The 19,495-nt window shown below is 70.0% G+C and carries 19 protein-coding genes; 11 read left to right on the top strand and 8 right to left on the bottom strand.

Annotated features, from left to right (window positions below):
* Positions 1–70: 70 nt before the first annotated feature.
* From KCQ71_RS24015 to miaA, 3 genes are all read right to left on the bottom strand, one after another.
* On the bottom strand, positions 71–2,329 hold the full coding sequence (locus KCQ71_RS24015; RefSeq protein ID WP_223411230.1) for a hypothetical protein: 2,259 nt from the start codon (positions 2,327–2,329) through the stop codon (positions 71–73).
* A gap of 205 nt (positions 2,330–2,534) precedes the next feature.
* The gene (locus KCQ71_RS24010; protein ID WP_223411229.1) at positions 2,535–3,479 is read right to left on the bottom strand and encodes a diaminopimelate epimerase; all 945 of its coding nucleotides are present in this window, start codon (positions 3,477–3,479) and stop codon (positions 2,535–2,537) included.
* The gene (miaA, locus tag KCQ71_RS24005) at positions 3,476–4,381 is read right to left on the bottom strand and encodes a tRNA (adenosine(37)-N6)-dimethylallyltransferase MiaA (RefSeq protein WP_308116693.1); all 906 of its coding nucleotides are present in this window, start codon (positions 4,379–4,381) and stop codon (positions 3,476–3,478) included. The genes KCQ71_RS24010 and miaA overlap by 4 nt, the downstream gene beginning before the upstream one ends.
* Positions 4,382–4,462: 81 nt before the next feature.
* Here miaA and KCQ71_RS24000 point away from each other — a divergent pair, with 81 nt between their 5' ends.
* On the top strand, positions 4,463–4,975 hold the full coding sequence (locus tag KCQ71_RS24000; RefSeq protein WP_223411228.1) for a type III secretion system chaperone family protein: 513 nt from the start codon (positions 4,463–4,465) through the stop codon (positions 4,973–4,975).
* A complete protein-coding gene (locus KCQ71_RS23995) occupies positions 4,972–5,418 on the top strand; it encodes a YbjN domain-containing protein (RefSeq protein ID WP_223411227.1) in 447 nt (148 codons plus the stop codon). The genes KCQ71_RS24000 and KCQ71_RS23995 overlap by 4 nt, the downstream gene beginning before the upstream one ends.
* Positions 5,419–5,450: 32 nt before the next feature.
* On the opposite strand, the gene miaB is transcribed toward KCQ71_RS23995, so the two are convergent.
* Positions 5,451–6,950: a tRNA (N6-isopentenyl adenosine(37)-C2)-methylthiotransferase MiaB gene (gene miaB / locus KCQ71_RS23990; protein ID WP_249423478.1), complete on the bottom strand. Its 1,500-nt coding sequence runs from the start codon at positions 6,948–6,950 to the stop codon at positions 5,451–5,453.
* 244 nt (positions 6,951–7,194) lie between these two features.
* Between miaB and KCQ71_RS23985 the strand changes: the two genes are divergently transcribed.
* The 4 genes from KCQ71_RS23985 to KCQ71_RS23970 all read left to right on the top strand — a co-directional run bounded on the left by KCQ71_RS23985 (position 7,195) and on the right by KCQ71_RS23970 (position 10,536).
* Positions 7,195–7,947 (top strand): amino acid ABC transporter ATP-binding protein, encoded by a 753-nt coding sequence (locus KCQ71_RS23985; RefSeq protein WP_372454094.1) that lies wholly within the window; start codon positions 7,195–7,197, stop codon positions 7,945–7,947.
* Between the two features lie 52 nt (positions 7,948–7,999).
* Positions 8,000–8,884 carry a glutamate ABC transporter substrate-binding protein gene (locus tag KCQ71_RS23980; protein WP_223411225.1) on the top strand — a complete coding sequence of 295 codons (885 nt, stop codon included), beginning with the start codon at positions 8,000–8,002 and terminating at the stop codon, positions 8,882–8,884.
* A 90-nt stretch (positions 8,885–8,974) separates the two neighbouring features.
* A complete protein-coding gene (locus KCQ71_RS23975) occupies positions 8,975–9,649 on the top strand; it encodes an amino acid ABC transporter permease (protein ID WP_223411224.1) in 675 nt (224 codons plus the stop codon).
* Complete coding sequence (locus KCQ71_RS23970; RefSeq protein WP_223411223.1) at positions 9,646–10,536, top strand: amino acid ABC transporter permease; 891 nt, start codon at positions 9,646–9,648, stop codon at positions 10,534–10,536. The genes KCQ71_RS23975 and KCQ71_RS23970 overlap by 4 nt, the downstream gene beginning before the upstream one ends.
* Before the next feature lie 87 nt (positions 10,537–10,623).
* Here KCQ71_RS23970 and KCQ71_RS23965 read toward each other — a convergent pair whose 3' ends face one another.
* The 4 genes from KCQ71_RS23965 to KCQ71_RS23950 form a co-directional block, all read right to left on the bottom strand.
* Positions 10,624–11,163, bottom strand: coding sequence for a regulatory protein RecX (locus tag KCQ71_RS23965; protein WP_223411222.1), 540 nt, complete (start codon positions 11,161–11,163; stop codon positions 10,624–10,626).
* 97 nt (positions 11,164–11,260) lie between these two features.
* Complete coding sequence (gene recA, locus KCQ71_RS23960; protein WP_223411221.1) at positions 11,261–12,313, bottom strand: recombinase RecA; 1,053 nt, start codon at positions 12,311–12,313, stop codon at positions 11,261–11,263.
* A 287-nt stretch (positions 12,314–12,600) separates the two neighbouring features.
* Positions 12,601–13,698 carry a Gfo/Idh/MocA family protein gene (locus KCQ71_RS23955; protein ID WP_223411220.1) on the bottom strand — a complete coding sequence of 366 codons (1,098 nt, stop codon included), beginning with the start codon at positions 13,696–13,698 and terminating at the stop codon, positions 12,601–12,603.
* Positions 13,683–14,381, bottom strand: a complete 699-nt coding sequence (locus tag KCQ71_RS23950) for a ThuA domain-containing protein (RefSeq protein ID WP_223411219.1) — start codon at positions 14,379–14,381, stop codon at positions 13,683–13,685. The genes KCQ71_RS23955 and KCQ71_RS23950 overlap by 16 nt, the downstream gene beginning before the upstream one ends.
* Positions 14,382–14,547: 166 nt before the next feature.
* Between KCQ71_RS23950 and KCQ71_RS23945 the strand changes: the two genes are divergently transcribed.
* The 5 genes from KCQ71_RS23945 to KCQ71_RS23925 all read left to right on the top strand — a co-directional run.
* Complete coding sequence (locus KCQ71_RS23945) at positions 14,548–15,609, top strand: LacI family DNA-binding transcriptional regulator (RefSeq protein ID WP_223411218.1); 1,062 nt, start codon at positions 14,548–14,550, stop codon at positions 15,607–15,609.
* 91 nt (positions 15,610–15,700) lie between these two features.
* The gene (locus KCQ71_RS23940; RefSeq protein ID WP_223411217.1) at positions 15,701–17,014 is read left to right on the top strand and encodes an ABC transporter substrate-binding protein; all 1,314 of its coding nucleotides are present in this window, start codon (positions 15,701–15,703) and stop codon (positions 17,012–17,014) included.
* 77 nt (positions 17,015–17,091) lie between these two features.
* Positions 17,092–18,054, top strand: a complete 963-nt coding sequence (locus tag KCQ71_RS23935) for a carbohydrate ABC transporter permease (protein WP_223411216.1) — start codon at positions 17,092–17,094, stop codon at positions 18,052–18,054.
* Positions 18,051–18,926 (top strand): carbohydrate ABC transporter permease, encoded by an 876-nt coding sequence (locus KCQ71_RS23930; protein WP_223411215.1) that lies wholly within the window; start codon positions 18,051–18,053, stop codon positions 18,924–18,926. Before KCQ71_RS23935 ends, KCQ71_RS23930 begins: the two co-directional genes overlap by 4 nt.
* Positions 18,913–19,495, top strand: a 583-nt coding sequence (locus KCQ71_RS23925) for a gluconate 2-dehydrogenase subunit 3 family protein (protein ID WP_223411214.1), incomplete at its 3' end; no start/stop codon positions are given. The genes KCQ71_RS23930 and KCQ71_RS23925, both read left to right, overlap by 14 nt.

Below are 19,495 nucleotides of genomic sequence, written 5' to 3'. Positions count from 1 at the left end.
GGCGCGGGCCGCGGGCGCGGGGGGGGTGGCCCGCCCCGGGGGGGGGGCGCCGGCGCGGGGGGCGGACCGCTCAGAGCTCGCCGCCGTACTCCTCCCGCAGCTCGTCGGCGCGCCCGGCGGCGACGCGCTCCTCGATCCGCGCGAAGATCGCTCGCCACTCGGCCGGATAGTCCGCCGGGAACACGACGTCCCGTCCCTGTGCGTAGGCCTCGACCGCGAGGAGTTTCTGGACCGTCGTCGGCTGCCCCGAGATGGGTTGCGGGACCAGGTACTTGAACAGGTGCGTGCGGTAGGAGAAGTAGACGTCGCCGCCCTGGTCCGTGGCGCCCCAGGACGCGCCGTCGTCGGCGACGGTGGTGACCACACCGGTGCTCGGGTCGACCCGGAACAGGTGCCCCCTGGCCGTGCCGTAGATCATCCCGTCCAGGGCCGACCAGTTCAGGTACGCCCACGCCCACACGTAGTCCGGCGCGCCCGGATAGCGACGGCTCACCGCGCCGAACGTGCGCACGGTGCCGTCGGTCGCGATCTTCATGAGCTGCTCCTCGGCGACGCCCCACACGGAGCCGTCGGGGTCGACGAGCAGGCCGGTGACACCTTGCCTGGAATGGACCGGCACGAAGGAGCGCACCACGGTGCGGGTGGCCGGGTCGAAGACGATCACCTGGCCCTCGGTGGTGATGCTCGTCGGGGTGTTGCCCATCCCGCCGTCGATGGTCGTGCCCAGGTAGACGAGCTTGTCGTGCGGGTTGTAGACCACCGAGACGATGCTCTGGTTCTCGACGATCTCCTCCTTGAGGTGCGTGACCCGCCCGGTCCCGAACTCGTAGATGGCGAGCCCGCCCTGGTACTGGCCGTACACCGGGACCGAGCCCATGTAGACCTCGTCCCGCTCCGGGTTGTATGCCATCCCGAACGGCCTGTCGAGGTCCTCGCCGGCGCTCGTGAACAGCTGCTTCGGGGCGGTTCCCGGCACGTCCGGGTCATATCGGGAGAACTTCGAGAACCCGTACGCACCGAGGTACATCAGACCGTCGCGAACGATCCACGACTCGAACTGCCCCTGGTTGAGGGTGTCGTTGGGCTCCCCGCCCTCGGTGTTGATCTCGGCCAGGCCCACCATGTAGCCGGAGGCGAACATGCGCTCACCGGGGCCCGGGAAGATCTTCTGGATGAGCGTCGGCTGGCGGAAGGAAGGCTCGTGCTCGGTCCGCTCCCCCGTGACGTAGTTGAGCGTGAACGGCCCGCCCATGTCGGAACCGACGATGATGTTGCCGGGCAGCTCGGTGCCGCTGGAGATGTAGCTACGGACGGTACCGGCGGTCGGCGAGAAGGTGTGCGTGCCGAAGTCGTACTTCTGCAGGGCACCGTACTCGGAGAAGAAGAAGCCACTGCCGTCGCTCGCCGGCACTGCATGGTAGGCCGCGATCTCCCTGCCACCCGTGTAGTACTCGAGGTTCCCGTACAGATCGGTGACGATCAGGCTCCCGCCCGTTCGGCTGATCAGATGACCTTCGACGCAGTCGAGCATTCCCAGGAATGAGACGGTGTCGAGCAGCGGGATCGTGGATCCGTCGATGATCTTGGTCTTCGCTCCCATGCCGAGGTCCTCGATCCGCCAGACCGCGGCGCGCTTGCCGCCCGTGGTGCAGAAGATCGCGTTGCTCGCCGGATCCCAGCAGATGAAGTGGATGTAGTCCTCGTCGGGGTCCACGGTGCCGAGGTTGCGGATCGTACCGGTGTCCGGTTCGAAGCGGTGCAGGCGCGATCCCGAGTAGGTGCCGAAGAAGGCCATGCCGTCCGGACCGAAGCCGGCGCCGAAGGCATGGTCACGCTGGGTGTCGACATCGAGCGGGCCGAGGTCGTTGAGCTGCTTGGTAGCGGGGTCGTACTGCCACAACCGGTAGTCGTAGTAGCTGGGCAGGTACACCTTGCCGTCCGTGGCCACCGTGATGTCGAAGGCTGCCTCGGCGGTGGGCATCTTGATGGAGCGCACCACGTCCCCGGTCTCGATGTCCGTCACTGCGAAGGTGGCGGGCAGGTCGGTGTTCGCCGAGCCCTTGTACACCTGGTACTCCACCCAGCGGCCGTCCTCGAGGGCGATCCGCGGCGCCCGGGCGCCGATCTGGGAGTTGACCGGCTGGCCGAGGTAGCGGATCCCGGGGTTCTGGCTGGTGAACCGGGTCACCTCCGGATCGTCCGGATCGGCCCGCGCCGGCTGCCGTACCGGACTCGCCTGCGCCTGCCAGGGCGTGAGCACCAGTCCCGCCGCGGCAAAGCCGCCGCCGAGGAACAGGCGCCTGTCAAGGGTGATGGAATCGAGCGTCATTGCTGGTCCCTTCCAGGGTCGACATGCCTCTGACGCTGTCGTCACAGACTTCTTTGCGACCGGTTGCAAAGAGGCTAGGGACGTCCGCCCATGCCGTCAAGAGCCACACGGGGCGACCGGCGAGCCGGTCAAGGCGACGAGCCGGTCAAGGCCATGCGTCAGTTGGGCAGCACCGTCTCAAGCCACCGGTGCGACCCGCCGCCGATCACAGCGTGGTGACTGTGCCGACCAGTTCGGCCGGTCCGGCGAGCTCGACGTGGTCGTCGGCCAGCATCCGGACGCGCAGCTCGCCGCCGGGGACCTGCACGATCCACTCCTGCGGGGCGCCCTCGCCGAACCAGTTGCGCACCGCGAGCGCAGCCGCGCAGGCACCGGTGCCGCAGGAGAGCGTCTCCCCCACGCCCCGTTCGTACACCCGCATCCGCACCACGCCGACGGTCTTCGAGCCCACCACGGCACCGGCGCTGTCGACGATGTCCACCTCGCGGTCGCCGAGCGGCACCACGAACTCCACGTTCGTACCGCGGGCAGGGGCGGGGTCCACGATCGGCGCCCGGGTGAGGTCGAGGACCTCGAGCTGTTCGGTGTCCTCCAGGGCGATCACGGTGTGCGGGTTCGGCAGGTCCAGGCGTAGGCCCGGCCGGGGCTCGTCGAGCCCGGCCACCCCGACGCTGGCATCGAAGCCCTGCGCGAGCGCGGCGTCGCCGCCGGGCGCACTCCACCGGCCCAGGTCCGCGGCATAGTCCCTACCCTCACGACGCACGCCGAGCACTCCGGCCCGCGTCGCCACCTGGACCGTGTCCCCGTCGTCGAGAGCGAGCAGCCCGGCGTGGCGCAGGAACGCGACGAACACCCGGATCCCGTTGCCGCACATCTCGGCCACCGAGCCATCGGCGTTCAGGTAATCCATGAACCACAGCGCCGCCGGCTCCCGCCCCGTGGCCCGGTCGGCACCCTCGGTGATCGCCGCGCTGCGCACGGCGCGGATCACACCGTCGGCGCCGATGCCGGTGTGCCGGTCGGCGAGCGCGGCCACCTCGCTCGTGCTGAGCGGGGCGGCGCCCTCGGGGTCGGCGTACAGCAGGAAGTCGTTGCCGGTGCCGTGGCCCTTGACGAAGGTGTGCCCGGGCGCCGCAACAGGTGAAGTCATGACAGCAGCCTACGGGCCCGCTCGGCCAGATCGGGGCCGGGCGCCAGCCACGCGATCCGGGGATCGCGCCGGAACCAGGTCATCTGCCGGCGGGCCAGCTGACGGGTGGCCTGGGCGGTGTCGGCGACCGCCGTCGCCACGTCCGTCTCACCGCGCAGCACCGCGAGGGCCTGCGCATAGCCGACCGCGCGGCGGGCGGTTCGGCCCCGCTCCAGCCCGCGCTCGAGGAGCGCGCCGGTCTCGGCGAGCAGTCCGCCGTCGAACATCGCCCGCGCCCTCGCGTCGATGCGCTCGTGCAGGACCGGACGCGGCAGATCCACCGCCACGTGCACGGCCGGGATGTGCGAGGAGTGGCTCGGCAGGTTCGCCGAGTACGGCTCGCCGGTGATCGCGATGACCTCGAGCGCCCGGATGATCCGGCGGGCGTTGCGCCGATCGATCCGGGCGGCGGCGACCGGGTCCGCCGCCTCGAGTTCGGCATGCAGCAGCCCGGGGCCCTCGGCCTCCGCGCGCGCCTCCAGCGCGGCCCGGATCGCCTCGTCGGTGCCGGGGAAGGACAGGTCGTCGAGCAGGGCACGCACGTACAGGCCCGAGCCGCCGACCACGACGACGGCGTGCCCCCGGGCCGCGATGCCGGCCAGGTCGGCGCGGGCGTGGGTCTGGTAGGCGGCGACGGTGGCGTCGGTATCCACGTCCAGCACGTCGAGCTGGTGGTGGGCGATGCCGCGGCGCTCCTCGGGGCGCAGCTTCGCGGTGCCGATGTCCATGCCGCGGTAGAGCTGCATGGCGTCGGCGTTGATGATCTCGGCGCCGAGCCCTTCGGCCAGATCCAGGGCGAGGTCGGACTTGCCGCTGGCGGTCGGACCCACCACGGCCACCACAGGGACGCCTCGATTCAGCACGGAGGCAACCTACCCTCCCAGCCCCCGATGGCCGCCACCGGACCGGCGGTCGCCGGTACCGGGCGACCTAGACTGAAGGTGATGGCAGCCTCCGACCACGCACAACCGGATCCCGCCGATGACGCCGCGGGCTCCGAACCCGCGCTCGCCGATGAGGTCGTCGCCGTCGACCGCGAGCGGCTGAAGGCGTGGCTGCGCGAGCACGACCAGAAGTTCTTCGTCTCCGACGACGCACACCTCGGTGGACTCTGGAACGGTCACGTGTTCACGGTCGCGCTGGCCGGCGCGAACGAGGTATTGCAGATCCGGGCCCAGTGGAACCGGCGGATCGCGATCGAGCGCCGACCCGAGCTGATGGACTTCATCAACGCCCGCCATGCGCGCACGCTGTGGCCCAAGTGCTTCCTGCTCGTCCACGACGACGGCACGATGCGGTTCTGCGCGGAGTCCGCCACGCCCCTGCGTGAGGGCCTGTCCGAACACCAGCTCGGCCGGGCGATCCGGGCGGCGATCACCACCGCGCTCGCCGTCTTCGCCGAGCTGGACGACCGTTATCCGGACCCGGCCCTGCAGGCACCGGGCGGGCTGGCATGAGCTCCCCGGCGGATCTGCCCGCCTCCGACTGGCCCTACCCGATCAGCATCGACCGACTGCGTGCCCACGCCCAGGCTCAGGGCTTCGCCGTCACCCCCGCCGGCGCGAACGGCCTGCGCGGCGTCTGGGGCGCCTATCCCTTCGACCTCGCGATCCGGGTCGGCGAGGTGAGCGTGCTCCAGGTCCGGGGTTCATTCGCACACCCGATCCCAGCCGCCCGGGAGGCGGACCTGGTCGGCTTCGCCAACGACTGGCACCGGGAGCACATCTGGCCGACGGTGTTCTGGTCCTCGGACGCGCAGGACCGGCTCGCGGTCCGCACCCTGTTCGTCGCGGACTTCAGCGGCGGGGCCACCGACGAGCAGTTCGCCGAGGCTGTCACGTTGGGTCTGGCCACTTCCGGGCAGTGCCTGCGGTCACTGACCTCCGCGTTCGGGCCCTGAGCCGAGCGGGCGCGTGGCGTTCGTCGGGTGGGTCAGTCGCGGCGCACCGTGGGCATGCCGAGCCCGACGGCGCGGCTCGCCGACGCTGATGGCCCACCTTCTGCTGCACTCGCTGCGGCGGCCGCGGCGCGCTCGCGCGTCGCCCAGGCGTCCCCGGAGCGGGTCCGCCGGATCTCGAAGGTGCCGCCGGTGACGCCGGAGTCCGCGATGAGATGGTGCGGCGCGGAGCCGGTGACCGTGGCCGTGATCAGGTCCCCGGGACGGGGGCGCTCGGCCTCGGGAAGGCTCGCGACGCCGTCGGGCATGCCGACGTGCACCAGCCGGTTGTCCGCCGCGCGGCCGCTCAGGCGGCGGGTCGCGATGTCCTTGCGACCCTCGGACTCGGCGAGCAGCACTTGGACGGTGCGCCCGACCTGAGCGGCGTTCTCCTCGGCGGAGATCCGCTCCTGGAGTGCCTGCAGCCGGCCGTACCTCTCGGTGACCACGTCGGCGGGCACCTGCTCGGGCAGGTCGGCGGCGGGGGTGCCGGGTCGCTGGGAGTACTGGAAGGTGAACGCACTGGCGAACCGGGAGGCCTCGACCACGTCCAGGGTCGCCTGGAAGTCCGCCTCGGTCTCGCCCGGGAACCCGACGATGATGTCGGTGGTGATCGCCGCCTCGGGCATCCGGTCCCGGACGCGGTCCAGGATGCCGAGGAACCGCTCGCTGCGGTACGAACGACGCATCGCGCGCAGGATCGTGTCCGAGCCGGACTGCAGCGGCATGTGCAGCGAGGGCATCACGTTCGGGGTCTGCGCCATGGCGTCGATGACGTCGTCGGTGAATGCGGCCGGGTGCGGTGAGGTGAACCGGACCCGCTCCAGCCCTTCGATCCGGCCGCAGGCACGCAGCAGTTTCGCGAAGGCGCCGCGGTCGCCGAACCCGACGCCGTAGGAGTTGACGTTCTGGCCGAGCAGGGTGACCTCGAGGGCGCCCTCGGCGACGACGGCCCCGACCTCGGCGAGAACGTCCCCGGGCCGGCGGTCGCGCTCCTTGCCGCGCAGGTGCGGCACGATGCAGAACGTGCAGGTGTTGTTGCAGCCGACCGAGATCGACACCCACGCCGCATAGGCGCTCTCCCGGCGGGTCGGCAACGTGGACGGGAAGACCTTGAGAGCCTCCTCGATCTCGACCTGCGCCTCGTCGTTGTGCCGGGCGCGCTCCAGCAGCGCCGGCAGCACGTCGATGTTGTGGGTCCCGAAGACCACGTCCACCCAGGGCGCGCGCGCCACGATGCCGGCCCGGTCCTGCTGGGCCAGGCACCCGCCGACGGCGATCTGCAGGCCCGGGCGGTCCCGCTTGAGGGAGGCGAGCTGGCCGAGGTTGCCGTACAGGCGGTCGGCAGCGTTCTCCCGCACGGCGCACGTGTTGATGACGACCACGTCGGCGCCGTCGGCCTGCGCCATGAGCGATCCGGTTCCCGCGGTCGCGGCGCTGACGTACCCGGCGTCCTCGAGCAGCCCGGACATGCGCTCCGAGTCGTGCACATTCATCTGGCAGCCGAGGGTCCGCACCAGATAGGTGCGCGGATGGGTCAGTTCAGCGGTCACGATCGTTGATTCTACGGCGCTCCCGGAGGCACCGACGCGGCGGGCCGGGTACGCCTGCCACCGCCCGAAGGACCGATCGTGTCCGCACTGTTACCCCACCTAGTCGCCCCGGAAACATTGAGCGACTAGGTTGCATCCCATGGCTGACAGTTCCGTGACCGGTGTCACAGCAGACGACGACCGCGGCATGCCCGCCCATTCGGGCGAACCGCTGGTGGTTCTGGACAGTGTCAACAAGCACTTCGGTGAGCTCCACGTGCTCCAGGACATCAACCTCACAGTGCACCGTGGCGAGGTGGTGGTGGTGATCGGGCCGTCCGGCTCGGGCAAGTCCACCCTGTGCCGCGCCATCAACCGCCTCGAGGCGATCGACGACGGCTCCATCACCCTCGACGGTCAGGCGCTGCCCGAGGAGGGCAAGGCGCTCGCCCGGCTGCGCGCCGACGTCGGCATGGTGTTCCAGTCCTTCAACCTGTTCGCCCACAAGACGATCCTCGAGAACGTCACCCTTGGCCCGATCAAGGTCAAGAAGATGAAGACCGCCAAGGCCAAGGAGTTGGCCATGGGCCTGCTCGAACGGGTGGGGGTGGCGAACCAGGCGGACAAGCTGCCCGCACAGCTCTCCGGTGGGCAGCAGCAGCGCGTGGCGATCGCCCGCGCCCTGGCCATGCAGCCGAAGGTGATCCTGTTCGACGAGCCGACGTCCGCCCTCGACCCCGAGATGGTCAACGAGGTGCTGGACGTGATGGTGGCCCTCGCGAAGGACGGTATGACCATGGTGGTCGTCACCCACGAGATGGGCTTCGCCCGCAAGGCCGCCGACCGCGTGGTGTTCATGTCCGACGGCCAGATCGTCGAGTCGGCGGACCCGGACACGTTCTTCGACCACCCGACCAGCAACCGCGCCAAGGACTTCCTCGGCAAGATCCTCACCCACTGATCCCGCCGAACGATCGACCCAAACACCAGTTGCCAACCAAAAGGAGACAACGATGAAGAGAACGCGAGTGGCATTCGCCGCGATCGCAGCCGTGGGCGCGCTGACCCTGGCCGCGTGTACCGCCGAACCGGGCGACACCGGCGACGACGAGACCACCGGCGCCGAGGAGACCACCGACGATGGCGGCGACGGTGGCCAGGACGGCACCATCCGCATCGGCATCAAGTTCGACCAGCCCGGCCTCGGCTTCCAGGACGGCGCCGAGTACACCGGCTTCGACGTGGACGTCGCGACGTACGTGGCGGAGGCCCTCGGGTACACGGCCGACCAGATCGAATGGGTCGAGACGCCTTCCGCGAACCGCGAGACGATGCTCGAGGGTGGCCAGGTCGACATGATCTTCGCGACCTACTCGATCACGGACACCCGTGACGAGGTCGTCGACTTCGCCGGCCCGTACTTCGTGGCCGGCCAGGACCTGCTCGTGCGGGCCGACGAGACGAGCATCACCGGGCCCGACGACCTGAACGGGAAGAACCTCTGCTCCGTGGCCGGCTCGACGTCCGCGCAGCGGATCCAGGATGACTTCGCCGACCAGGTCCAGCTGATCGAACAGCCCGGGTACTCCGAGTGCATCCAGTACCTGATCGGCGGGCAGGTGGACGCCGTCACCACCGACGACATCATCCTCGCCGGCCTCGCGGCCGCCGAGGGCAGCGGCGCCATGGTTGTGGTCGGGAACCCGTTCTCCGAGGAGAACTACGGTGTCGGCCTGCCGCCGGGATCCGACCAGTGCGAGCCGATCAACGAGGCCATCCAAGCCATGTTCGACGACGGCAGCTGGGAGGCCGCCATCGAGGCGAACACCGAGGGAACCGGGTTCACCCCGAACGCGGACCTGAACCCGCCGGAGCTGCGGGAGTGCGCCGCCTCCTGAGCCGTGCGTGCGGGGGCGGGCCCAGGCCCGTCCCCGCACACCCGCGCGTGAAGTCTCAGAAAGCCGAAGCAGCGATGAAGGTGGTGTCCGTTGAGCGAGTTCCTCGCTGTCCTCTCGAACTATGACCTGGTTGGCGCGTACTGGTTGAACATCCAGCTCACCTTCTTCGCGGGCCTGGCCTCGCTGGTGATCGGCACGATCCTGGCGCTCATGCGGATCTCACCGATCCCGTCGCTGCAGTTCGCCGGCACCACCTACGTCAACCTGATCCGCAACACGCCGCTGACGATCATCGTGGTGTTCGCGGCGCTGGTCCTGTGGCCGGTGCTGGGTGTGGAGTTCTCCACCGACTTCGCCACCAACTTCTTCTGGCTCGCCGTGGCGGCGCTCTCGGTCTACCACGCCTCGTTCATGTGCGAGGCGCTGCGCTCCGGGGTGAACACGGTGCCGGCCGGTCAGGCCGAGGCCGCGCGAGCGATCGGGCTGCCGTTCCTGCCCGCCGCGCGACTGGTCATCCTGCCCCAGGCGTTCCGGGGCGCCATAGCTCCGATGGGCAACACCCTCATCGCATTGATCAAGAACAGCACAGTCGCCGCCGCCATCTCCGTCCCTGAGATCTCGATCCTGATGAAGGAGATGATGGAGAACGAGGGGAACTACGTCATCCCGATCTTCCTCACCGTCGCGGTCGGCTTCGTCATCATCGTCGTACCGATCGGGCTCGCCGTGACCTATCTCTCCCAGCGACTGGCGGTGTCCCGATGAGCCGGCAGACCGTCCTGTTCGATGCACCGGGGCCGCGCGCCCGGCGCAACGTCCGCGTGGGCAACTGGATCGGCGCCGTCGTCGTGATCGGCATCGCCGTGTTCGTCATGGTTCAGCTGAACGCGGCCGGTCAGTTGCGGCCGGAGCTCTGGGCCGTGGTCGTGGATCCGGACTCCTGGCGCTACAACTTCCTGCCTGGGCTGCAGAACACCCTGGTCGCCGCGGCCTACTCCATCGTGACAGCGGTCGTGTTCGGACTGCTGTTCGGCGTGGGGCGCCTCGCCTCGAACCGGGCGCTGCGCTGGTTCTGCGGCGTGGTCGTGGAGTTCTTCCGTGCGGTGCCGGTGCTGGTCATGATGGTTGCCGGCTACCAGATCCTCGGTCGCTTCACGGCCGTCAGCGGGACCGCCCAGCTTCTGTTGGGCGTGGTCATCGCGTTGACCCTGTACAACGGTGCGGTCATCGCCGAACTCGTGCGGTCCGGGGTGTACGGCCTGCCGAAGGGGCAGCGCGAGGCCGGACTGGCGATCGGAATGACTCGCGGGCAGTCGATCCGTTCGATCGAACTGCCACAGGCGCTCATCGCGATGTTGCCATCGCTGGTGAGCCAGTTCGTCGTGATCCTCAAGGACACGGCCCTCGGCTACATCATCGTCTACCCCGAGCTGCTGCGCAGCGCCCGACTGCTGGGCAGTGGGGCACCGTTCGCGATCCTGCAGAGCCTGTTCGTCGCAGCGCTGATCTTCATCGTCCTCAACTACCTCCTCTCGAAGGTCGCCGAACTGGTCGCCCGAAAGGTGGGCGGCCGTACCTCGGGCAAGGCGCGAGCCAACCCGGCGCCCCCGAACGCCGTTACCGTGCCTGCCGTGGGCGGTAGCGGCACGTAGCGGCGTTCGGTCGCTGGCATGATCGGCCCACGTCAGGTCGAGACAGGGGTCTCGGACACGTGCCTCGGACTCCCCTGCGTTCGAGACTCAGCCGACCCGGTCGTCGGTGTCGGCCGCGCCCTCATCCGCGAGCACGCCGTCCACGACCCGTAGCGCGACCGAGGGCGAGTAACCCTTCCGGGCCAACATGCCGACGAGCCGCCGGCGGCGCTTCTCGTGCTCCAGGCCCACGCTGGACCGAGCCTTGCGCCGGACCAGATCCTGGGCCGTGGCTTCCTCGTCCTCGGGATCGACGGCGGCCAGGGCCTCCTCGGCGATCTCGGAGTCGACGCCCTTGCGGTACAGCTCGGTGGCCAGGGCGCGGCGGGCCAGACCGCGTTCGGCGCGGCGGGTGCGCACGAGCATCTCGGCGTACTCGACGTCGTTGACCAGCCCGACCTCCTCGAACCGGTCGAGCACCGATGCGGCGACCTCGTCCGGGACATCCTTCTTCGCCATCGCCTGCGCCAGCTGGGCGCGGGAGCGTGGCGAGTGGGTCAGGAGCCGTAGCGCGATGTTGCGCGCCACGGACTCCTGATCCGGCTCGGGGTCGACGGCGGCGGCACCGGTGGCTGGGGGTTCACCCACCCGGCCACCGGACCTGCGTCGTGCCTGTCGCGGCTCACCGACTCCGGCCGGTTCCGGCCGGGATCGGCGCTGCTGGAAGGCCATCGGCGACAGGTGCCTAGAAGTCGACGGCGTTGGCGGGACCGCCGGCGTCCGGCACCACCTCGAGCGGCTTGCCGATGCCGAGCTTCGTCATGATCTTCTTCTCGATCTCCTCCGCCAGCTCGGGGTTGTCCTTGAGGAACCGGCGGGAGTTCTCCTTGCCCTGCCCGAGCTGGTCACCTTCGTAGGTGTACCAAGCGCCGGACTTACGGACGATGCCATGCTCCACGCCGAGGTCGATCAAGCTGCCCTCGCGGGAGATGCCGACCCCGTAGACGATGTCGAACTCGGCCTGCTTGAACGGCGGGGCCATCTTGTTCTTGACGACCTTCGCGCGGGTGCGGTTGGCGACCGCGTCGGTGCCCTCCTTGAGGGTCTCGATACGACGCACGTCGATGCGGACCGAGGCGTAGAACTTCAGCGCCTTGCCACCCGTGGTCGTCTCAGGAGAACCGAAGAAGACGCCGATCTTCTCGCGCAGCTGGTTGATGAAGATCGCCGTGGTGCCGGAGGAGTTCAGGGCACCGGTGATCTTGCGCAGCGCCTGGGACATGAGCCGGGCCTGGAGGCCGACGTGGCTGTCCCCCATCTCGCCCTCGATCTCGGCCTTCGGCACGAGCGCGGCGACGGAGTCGATGACCACGATGTCCAGGGCACCGGAACGGATCAGCATGTCCATGATCTCGAGCGCCTGTTCGCCGGTGTCCGGCTGGGAGACCAGCAGGGCGTCGGTGTCCACGCCGAGCCTCTTCGCGTACTCGGGGTCGAGGGCGTGCTCGGCGTCGATGAACGCGGCGATCCCGCCGGCCTTCTGGGCGTTCGCGACCGCGTGCAGCGCGACCGTGGTCTTACCCGAGGACTCCGGGCCGTAGATCTCGACGACCCGGCCTCGGGGCAGGCCACCGATCCCGAGCGCGACGTCGAGCGCGATGGAGCCGGTGGGGATCACGGCGACCGGCGGGCGGGTGTCGTCGCCGAGGCGCATCACCGATCCCTTGCCGAATGCGCGATCGATCTGGCCGAGGGCGGCCTCGAGGGCCTTGCTACGGTCTGCAACTGGTGCAGCCATGGTGTCACCTTCACTTCGTGTCTCGGGCAGATGCTCGCTGAGCTCCACCGCATGTTTCGGACCAGGGCTGGCCTGTTCAGGGACCCGCCCTCTCCGGGCGGCAACCTGCGACGAAGGCTATGTCCGACCACCGACATCCGGTTCTGGGCACCCACTGGCTGTGGATGACGCAGTTCCGTCCCTCACCTGTCCACAACCCTAGACGAACAGCCGTTCGATCCGAAGTCTGCGCCCCGCGACACGCCGAGCGTGTCGCGATCCACGCTCGGCGCCGGTGCCACCCGGGACTACCAGGTGTCCGGAGCCACCCCGGCCGGCACCGGTTCCGGCCGGGCCACGGTGGTGCCGAGCGCCACCACCCGCTGGGAGTCCGCGGCCAGCAGCACGGACTCCATGATGTCCAGCACATGCAGCGCGAGGTCGCCGCCGGCGCGGTGCGGACGGTCGGTCTCGACCGCCCGGGCCAGGTCCGCCAGCCCATAGCCGCGACCGGCGTCGGCGTAGCCGGCGGCCACCGGTACCTGGGTCCACTCCGGCGTCGCGGTCGTGTACACCTCGACGGGCTCGGAGAACCGGTTCGGGTCCGGGACCGCGATGGTCCCGGCGGTCCCGTACACCTCGAACAGTGGGGTCCGGGTGGCCCAGACCTCGAAGCTGACGGTCACCGTCGAGGTGACGCCGCTCGCATGCTCCAGGAGCGCCGAGACGTGCGTGGCCACGTCGACGTCGATCGCGGAACCGGCGAGCGGACCGGTGGCGACCGAGCGCTCCCGCGCCGACGCCGTCGCCGTGCCCGAGACCCTGACCACGGGCCCGAGGAGGGTGACCAGGCTGGTGAGGTAGTAGGGGCCCATGTCGAACAGCGGCCCCGCCCCCGGCTGGTAGTAGAAGTGCGGGGACGGGTGCCAGCGCTCGTGTCCGGGCGCACTCCAGTGCACGTGCGCACCGACCGGGTCGCCGATACCGCCGCTGTCCAGGACCTGCCGCGCAGTCTGGATGCCGGTGCCGAGCACCGTGTCCGGTGCACAGCCGACCCGCAGGCCGCGCTCGGCAGCCGCTGCGAGCACCGGCCGCGCCTGCGCCACCGAGAGCGCCAGCGGCTTCTCGCCGTAGACGTGTTTGCCGGCCGCGAGCGCGCGCAGCGCGACCTCGGCGTGCGCCGCCGGAACGGTGAGGTTCAGGACCGCGTCCACTGCGCCGTCGGCCAGCAGTTCGTCCACGGAGGCCGCGCGCACGTCGTGCTCGGCCGCGACCGCCCGGGCGCGGTCGGCATCCAGGTCGGCGACCGCGCTCAGGCGCAGGCCCGGCAGCCGGCGCAGCGTTTCGAAGTACTGGCCGGAGATGTTGCCGACCCCGATCATGCCGACGTTCAACGGCTCGCCCACAGCAACCCCCGCTCCACGATGGTGCGCACGTTCGGATCGTCGAGGATCTCGAGGCGGTGGCCGGCGGTGCACACGAACACCCGGCCCGCGCCCCACTCGCGGGTCCAGACGGCGGGCGTGGTGACCGGCCGGTGCCACGGGTCGAAGTCCCGCGCTGCGAGGGTGGTGGTCGCCAGCACATCGTTGTAGTCGTCGGACAGGACCCAGTACTGCTCGGTGACCAGATCGAAGTCGCTGAGCCCGGCGACGATCGGGTGGTCGGCGCGGTCCGGCACGATCGAGATCGTGTAGGGCAGGTAGTTGTCCGACTGCTCCCCCGGCAACTGCTCCTTCGGCGCCCTCGGCGGGTGGTGCGCGAACTGGCCGCCGACGAGGTGGAGGTAGTCGGCGCTGTTGCGGTAGGAGTCCGCGATCCCGCCGTGCCACCCGGCCAGCCCGGTGCCCGCCCGGACGGCGCCGATCAGGCCCGCGAGTTCCTCGGGCTCGATCGTGGTCATGGTGTTCGTCTGCACGATGAGGTCGACGCCTCCGAGATAGGACGCGTCCGCATAGACGGCGGTGGACTCCTCGACCCGGACCGTGAAGCCCTCCGCCTCGAGGAACGGGAGAACCGATTCCGTGGTCTCGACGGGCTGGTGGCCGTCCCAGCCGCCGCGGACGATGAGGGCCGATCTGTCTGCCATGGGAGTTCCGTGTCCTTACGTGGGTGTGCCGGTCGGCGCCGAGCGGCTGAGAACTTGCGCAATCTTCCCATGCCCACATCGACTCGGTGCAGCATGTCACGTCTATTTCTCGCCATCAAGAGCCAACCTCTAGGCAAGACGTTGCGCAACTGTTAGCCTCCGGATCGTGCCCACCGTCACCCTCGCCCACGTCGCCGAGCGCGCCGGCGTGACCGTGCCGACGGCGTCCAAGGTCCTCAACGGCCGCACCGACGTCTCGGCCGCCACCCGTGCCCGGGTCCTGGCGGCAGTCGCCGAGACCGGCTACCGGAGCCGGCGTGCACACGGGGCTGCTCGCGCGGACGATGAGAGCGGTCTCATCGACCTGGTCATCAGCGGCGTGGAGGGCACCTGGGCGAACCGGGCCCTGTCCGGCGTGGAGTTCGCCGCGAACCTCGTCGGCCTCGACGTCGTCGTGACCGTCGCCCGGCCGGCTGCCGACCGGGACTGGGCCGCACGCCTGGTCGCGCGGCGCTCGAGCGGGGCGGTGCTCGCCCTGGTCGAGCCGACCCCGGCGCAGTACGCCGCCCTGGACGTGGCCCGGATCCCGGTCGTGATCCTCGATCCCCGTTCCGAGCCCCCGGCGGCCGTCCCGAGCGTGGGCGCCGGCAACTGGGCCGGTGGGCGCGCCGCCGCCCAGCACCTGCTCGATCTGGGGCACCGACACCTGGGCGTGATCGCCGGTGCCCCGAACCACCTGTACGGCCAAGCCCGCGTGGACGGCTTCGGCTCGGCGCTGCGCGAGCAGGGCCTCGAGGTTCGGGAGGCCGACGTGGTGCACGCGGACTGGGCCTACGCGGGGGCCCTGACCGCGGCACTGCGGCTCCTGGACCGCCCCGACCGCCCGAGTGCCGTGTTCGCCTGCTCGGACAACATGGCGCTCGGTGCGCTCGAGGCGGCCCGGCGGCTCGGCATCCGCGTTCCCGACGCGCTCTCCGTGATCGGCTACGACGACGCCCCCGAGGCCCGCTGGACCTCGCCCCAGCTGACCACCATCCGCCAGCCCGTCGCCGAGATGGGCGCGGCCGCGCTGCGGATGCTGCTGCGGGTGCGTGGCGGCGACGACACCTTCGTCGGTGACGACCACACTCCCCGCGAAGAACTCGCCACCCGCCTGGTGGCCCGGGGCAGCACCGCGACCTGGCCGACCATCGGCGAGCCGCACCGGACCGGGAAGGAGGTCGGTTAGGCACCAAGCCACCCTCGACGCCGAGGGTGCTGCGCACGTTCAAGGATGAACAAGCGGCAGGCGATGGCGCCGCCGCGAGAAAGGACCCGACATGTCAATGCATGCTTCGAAGGCGGCACTGAGCCGCCGTGGATTCCTCGGCGTCGCCGGCGGTACGGCCGCCGTCTCGGCCCTCGCCGCGTGCTCCGGCGGTGGTTCCGGCGGTGGCGGTGGCGGTGGCGACACCCTGAAGTTCTGGAACATGCCCTGGGGTGGCACCGAGTTCAACCCGCGCGACAAGGAGATCACCGAGGCCTACGAGCCGGGCGACGGCCTGCCTGGCGCCGTATACCAGGAGATCCAGTGGGCGAACTTCACCCAGACCTTCTCCTCGGCCGTCGCCTCCAACACCGGACCCGCCGTCAGCTCGGGCGGTGGCACCCAGGCGTTCCTGTTCGAGTCGCAGGGCAAGATCGCCTACGCCGACGATCTCCTCGAGAGCTGGAAGTCCAACGGCCTCTACGACGACTTCCTCCCCGGACTCATCGACGCGATGAAGGTCGAGGGCGGCTACGCGGCCGTCCCGTACAACCTCGACATGCGGGTGATGTGGTACAACACCACGCTCCTGGAGCAGGCGGGCGTCGAGCCGCCCACCGACTGGCCGAGCTACCTCGAGGTGAGCGAGGCACTCAAGGGGATCGGCGCCTACAGCTTCGGAGTGGGCGCGGGTTCGGGCAGCTTCACCGGCAGCCACATCATGACCAGCTTCATGATCAACAACGGCGGTGGCCTGTTCAACGCGGACCAGGAGCCGGAATGCGTCACCGACGCCAATGTCGAGGCGATGGAGTTCGTCCTCGAGATGGTCGCCAAGGGCTACGTGGACCCCGGTTCGGTCACCTACACCAGCGACAACGTTCAGAGCCAGTGGAAGGACCGCCGGTTCGCCATGGGCTGGGACGGAGCCGGGCTCGCCGCCAACGTCGGTGGCGAAGTCGCCCCGGAACTCGCGGTCAACAGCCCGCTCGTCGGCCCGCACGGTGACCTCGGCGCCCTCTACTTCCCGAACAACATCATGATGTACACGAACACCCCGAGCCAGGAGGGCTCGGAGGCCTTCCTGACGTACTACTACCAGAACATGGCGCCGCTCTGGACCGAGCACACCGGGATCGGCCTGCCCCCGCTGAGGTCGATCGCGGACACCCCGGAGTTCCAGTCCGACGTGAACGCGGTCAAGATCATCGAGGAGTGGCAGCCGATCTCGAGGACCTGGGGTGCACCCGGTTCGGACGCGCTGTTCCTCGGCGTCACCGACGTCGACGGGACCCCGGCGATGGGGACGTTCACGCAGCAGATCCTGTCCGGAGCTGCCACCGCAGTGGACGCGCTGACCACGCTGCAACAGGCCCTCGAGGGCTGAGCCGAACCGGGGCCGCGCCGGCGCCGCACAGCCGGCGTGGCCCCCGCCGCCACCGCAAATGTCAACGAAGGAGTTGCATGTCAACCGATTCCGTGGCGCAGTCGCTGCGCCGCGCACGCTCGGGAGTCGGCGTCGCCGGCGCCGGCCGCCCGCCGGACGCGCGCCCCAAGCGCGTCCTGAGCCCGCGCAACGTGACCATGCTCGCGCTGGTCCTGCCGTCGATCCTCCTGGTCCTGCTGCTGAACGCCTACCCGGTGCTCTACGCCGGCGTCCAGTCCGTGCGGGACGGGGACCTGATCTCCGCCGGGGACTTCGTGGGCCTGGCGAACTACGCGACCGTCCTGTCCGACCCCGTGTTCTGGCAAGCAGCCCGGTTCACCCTCGTGTTCACCCTGGTCGGGGTTTTCGGCAGCTGGGCGATGGGCATGGGACTCGCGCTCCTGCTCCGCAGGCGCATCCCCGCCGGGGGCGTGTTCAAGGTGCTCCTGCTGCTGCCGTGGGTGGTGCCCGTCGTGGTCTCGGCCACGTCCTGGAACTGGCTCGTGGCCACCCCGCAGAGCCCGTTGCCGATCCTGGCCGAGGCGCTGGGGTTCGGCCGGGTGCTGTTCCTCGCCAACCCGCTGCTGGCCCAGATCACCGTCTGCGTCTTCAAGGTCTGGATCAGTTTCCCGTTCATGATGATGATGATGGGCGCCGCGCTGGCCGCGGTGGACAACAACGTGTACGAGGCAGCCCGGGTGGACGGAGCAAGCGGCGCCCAGCTGCTGCGCACCATGACCCTGCCTCTGACGGCGAAGTCGACGTTCATCAGTTGGATCCTGATGACGATCTTCTGCGTCAACGACTTCCCCACGGTGTTCCTGCTGACCGGCGGCGGCCCGGTGAATGCCACACAGACCCTCGTGGTGCAGGCCTACCGCACCGTGTTCCTCGACTTCGAGACCGGGCCCGGCGTCGCGATCGCGTTCCTGATGACGGTCGTGCTGGTGGTCATCTCGGTCGTCCTGTACCGAAGCGTGAAGAAGGTGGACATCGAATGAGCGCCGCAACCCTCCCCCGTACCTCGCCGAGGGCGGCCTCGCGCCGTGCCACGGCCACCGAGGCCGAACTCCGCGGGCGCTGGTGGCGCTTCACGGTGCTGCTCGTGGTCACCGCCATCACGATCGTCCCGATCGTCGCCGTGGTGTACCTGTCCCTGCAACCCGCCCTGGGCAGCGCGGTCACGGCCCCGTTCACGTTGGAGAACTTCGGCAACGTGTTCGCGGGGACGAACGTGCTGCTCTGGCTGCAGAACAGCCTGGTGGTCACCATGATCACGGTGGTGATCGCGGTCGCCGTCGCCGCCCCGGCCGGGTACGTGCTCTCCCGTGGCCGGAGCAAGCTGGTCGCGGGGTACTCGCTGCTGCTGTTCGTGATCCAGTCGCTGCCGATCGTGACCGCGGTCATCCCGCTGTTCATCCTGTTCGCGCGACTGAACCTGGTGGACAGCCTCACCGGGGTGACCATCGTCTACGTCGGCTCCACCATGTCCGTCGCCATCTGGATGATGGCGGCCTACTACGACTCGATCCCGATCAGCCTGGAGGAGGCCGGTTGGATGGACGGGGTCAGTGTGTTCGGGGGGTTCGTCCGGATCGTGCTGCGCAACTCCCTGCCCGGGGTGCTGTCCACGGCGATCTTCGCGTTCCTGCTGAGCTGGAACGACTACCTCATCGCCACCGTGTTCCTGCGGTCGGACTACAACTACACGCTGCCGATCGGCGTGCAGACCTTCTTCCAGCAGAACTCGACGAACTGGGGCCTCGTCATGGCCGTCGCGGTGGTCATGATGCTGCCGCCGATCATCGTGTTCGGGGTGCTGAACAAGTACTTCAGCGTCGGCGGTATCGGGGGGTCCCTTGCTGGGAAGTGACGCCCTGCGGGCGGCCGTCGACCGGGTCATCCCGGCCGACGACTGGCCGGGCGGCTGGGCCGGGGGCGTGGCGCAGCACCTCGCCTCGCCGTTCGTCGAGGAGCCGGCCCGAGCGGTCCTGGCCGATCTCGTCGCCGGCCTGGACCGCTGGGCCCGGTCCCGCGGCGCCGCGGGATTCGCGGCGCTGCCGCCCGCGGAGCAGGACGAAGGGCTGGCGGCGACGCAGGCCGACCCGGACCTGACGCCGGGCTTCGCCCTGTTCCGGCGGCTGTGCTGGGAGGGGTACTACGCGGCGACGGCGGGCCGCTCCCCCGCCGGTCTGGCCATGGTCGGCTTCCGGGCGGTACCGCCGGGGGTGGTGCCGGTCGAGCCCGAGGCTCCCGTCTCGGTCCGCGTCGATGAGGTCCGACGGCGGTACGACGCCATCGTGGTCGGCAGCGGTCCGGGCGGTGGTACCGCCGCCCGGGTGCTCGCCGCGGCGGGCCGGCACGTCCTGCTCGTCGAGCGGGCGCCGGCCCGCCGCAACGCCGAGCTGCGCGGCGATCACCTGCGCGGCAAACGGAACGCCG

The sequence above is a fragment of the Occultella gossypii genome, assembly GCF_019947135.1.
Taxonomy (GTDB): domain Bacteria; phylum Actinomycetota; class Actinomycetes; order Actinomycetales; family Beutenbergiaceae; genus Occultella; species Occultella gossypii.
Note: the sequence above shows the minus strand (reverse complement) of the source record. Positions and strands in the feature narration are given on the sequence as shown.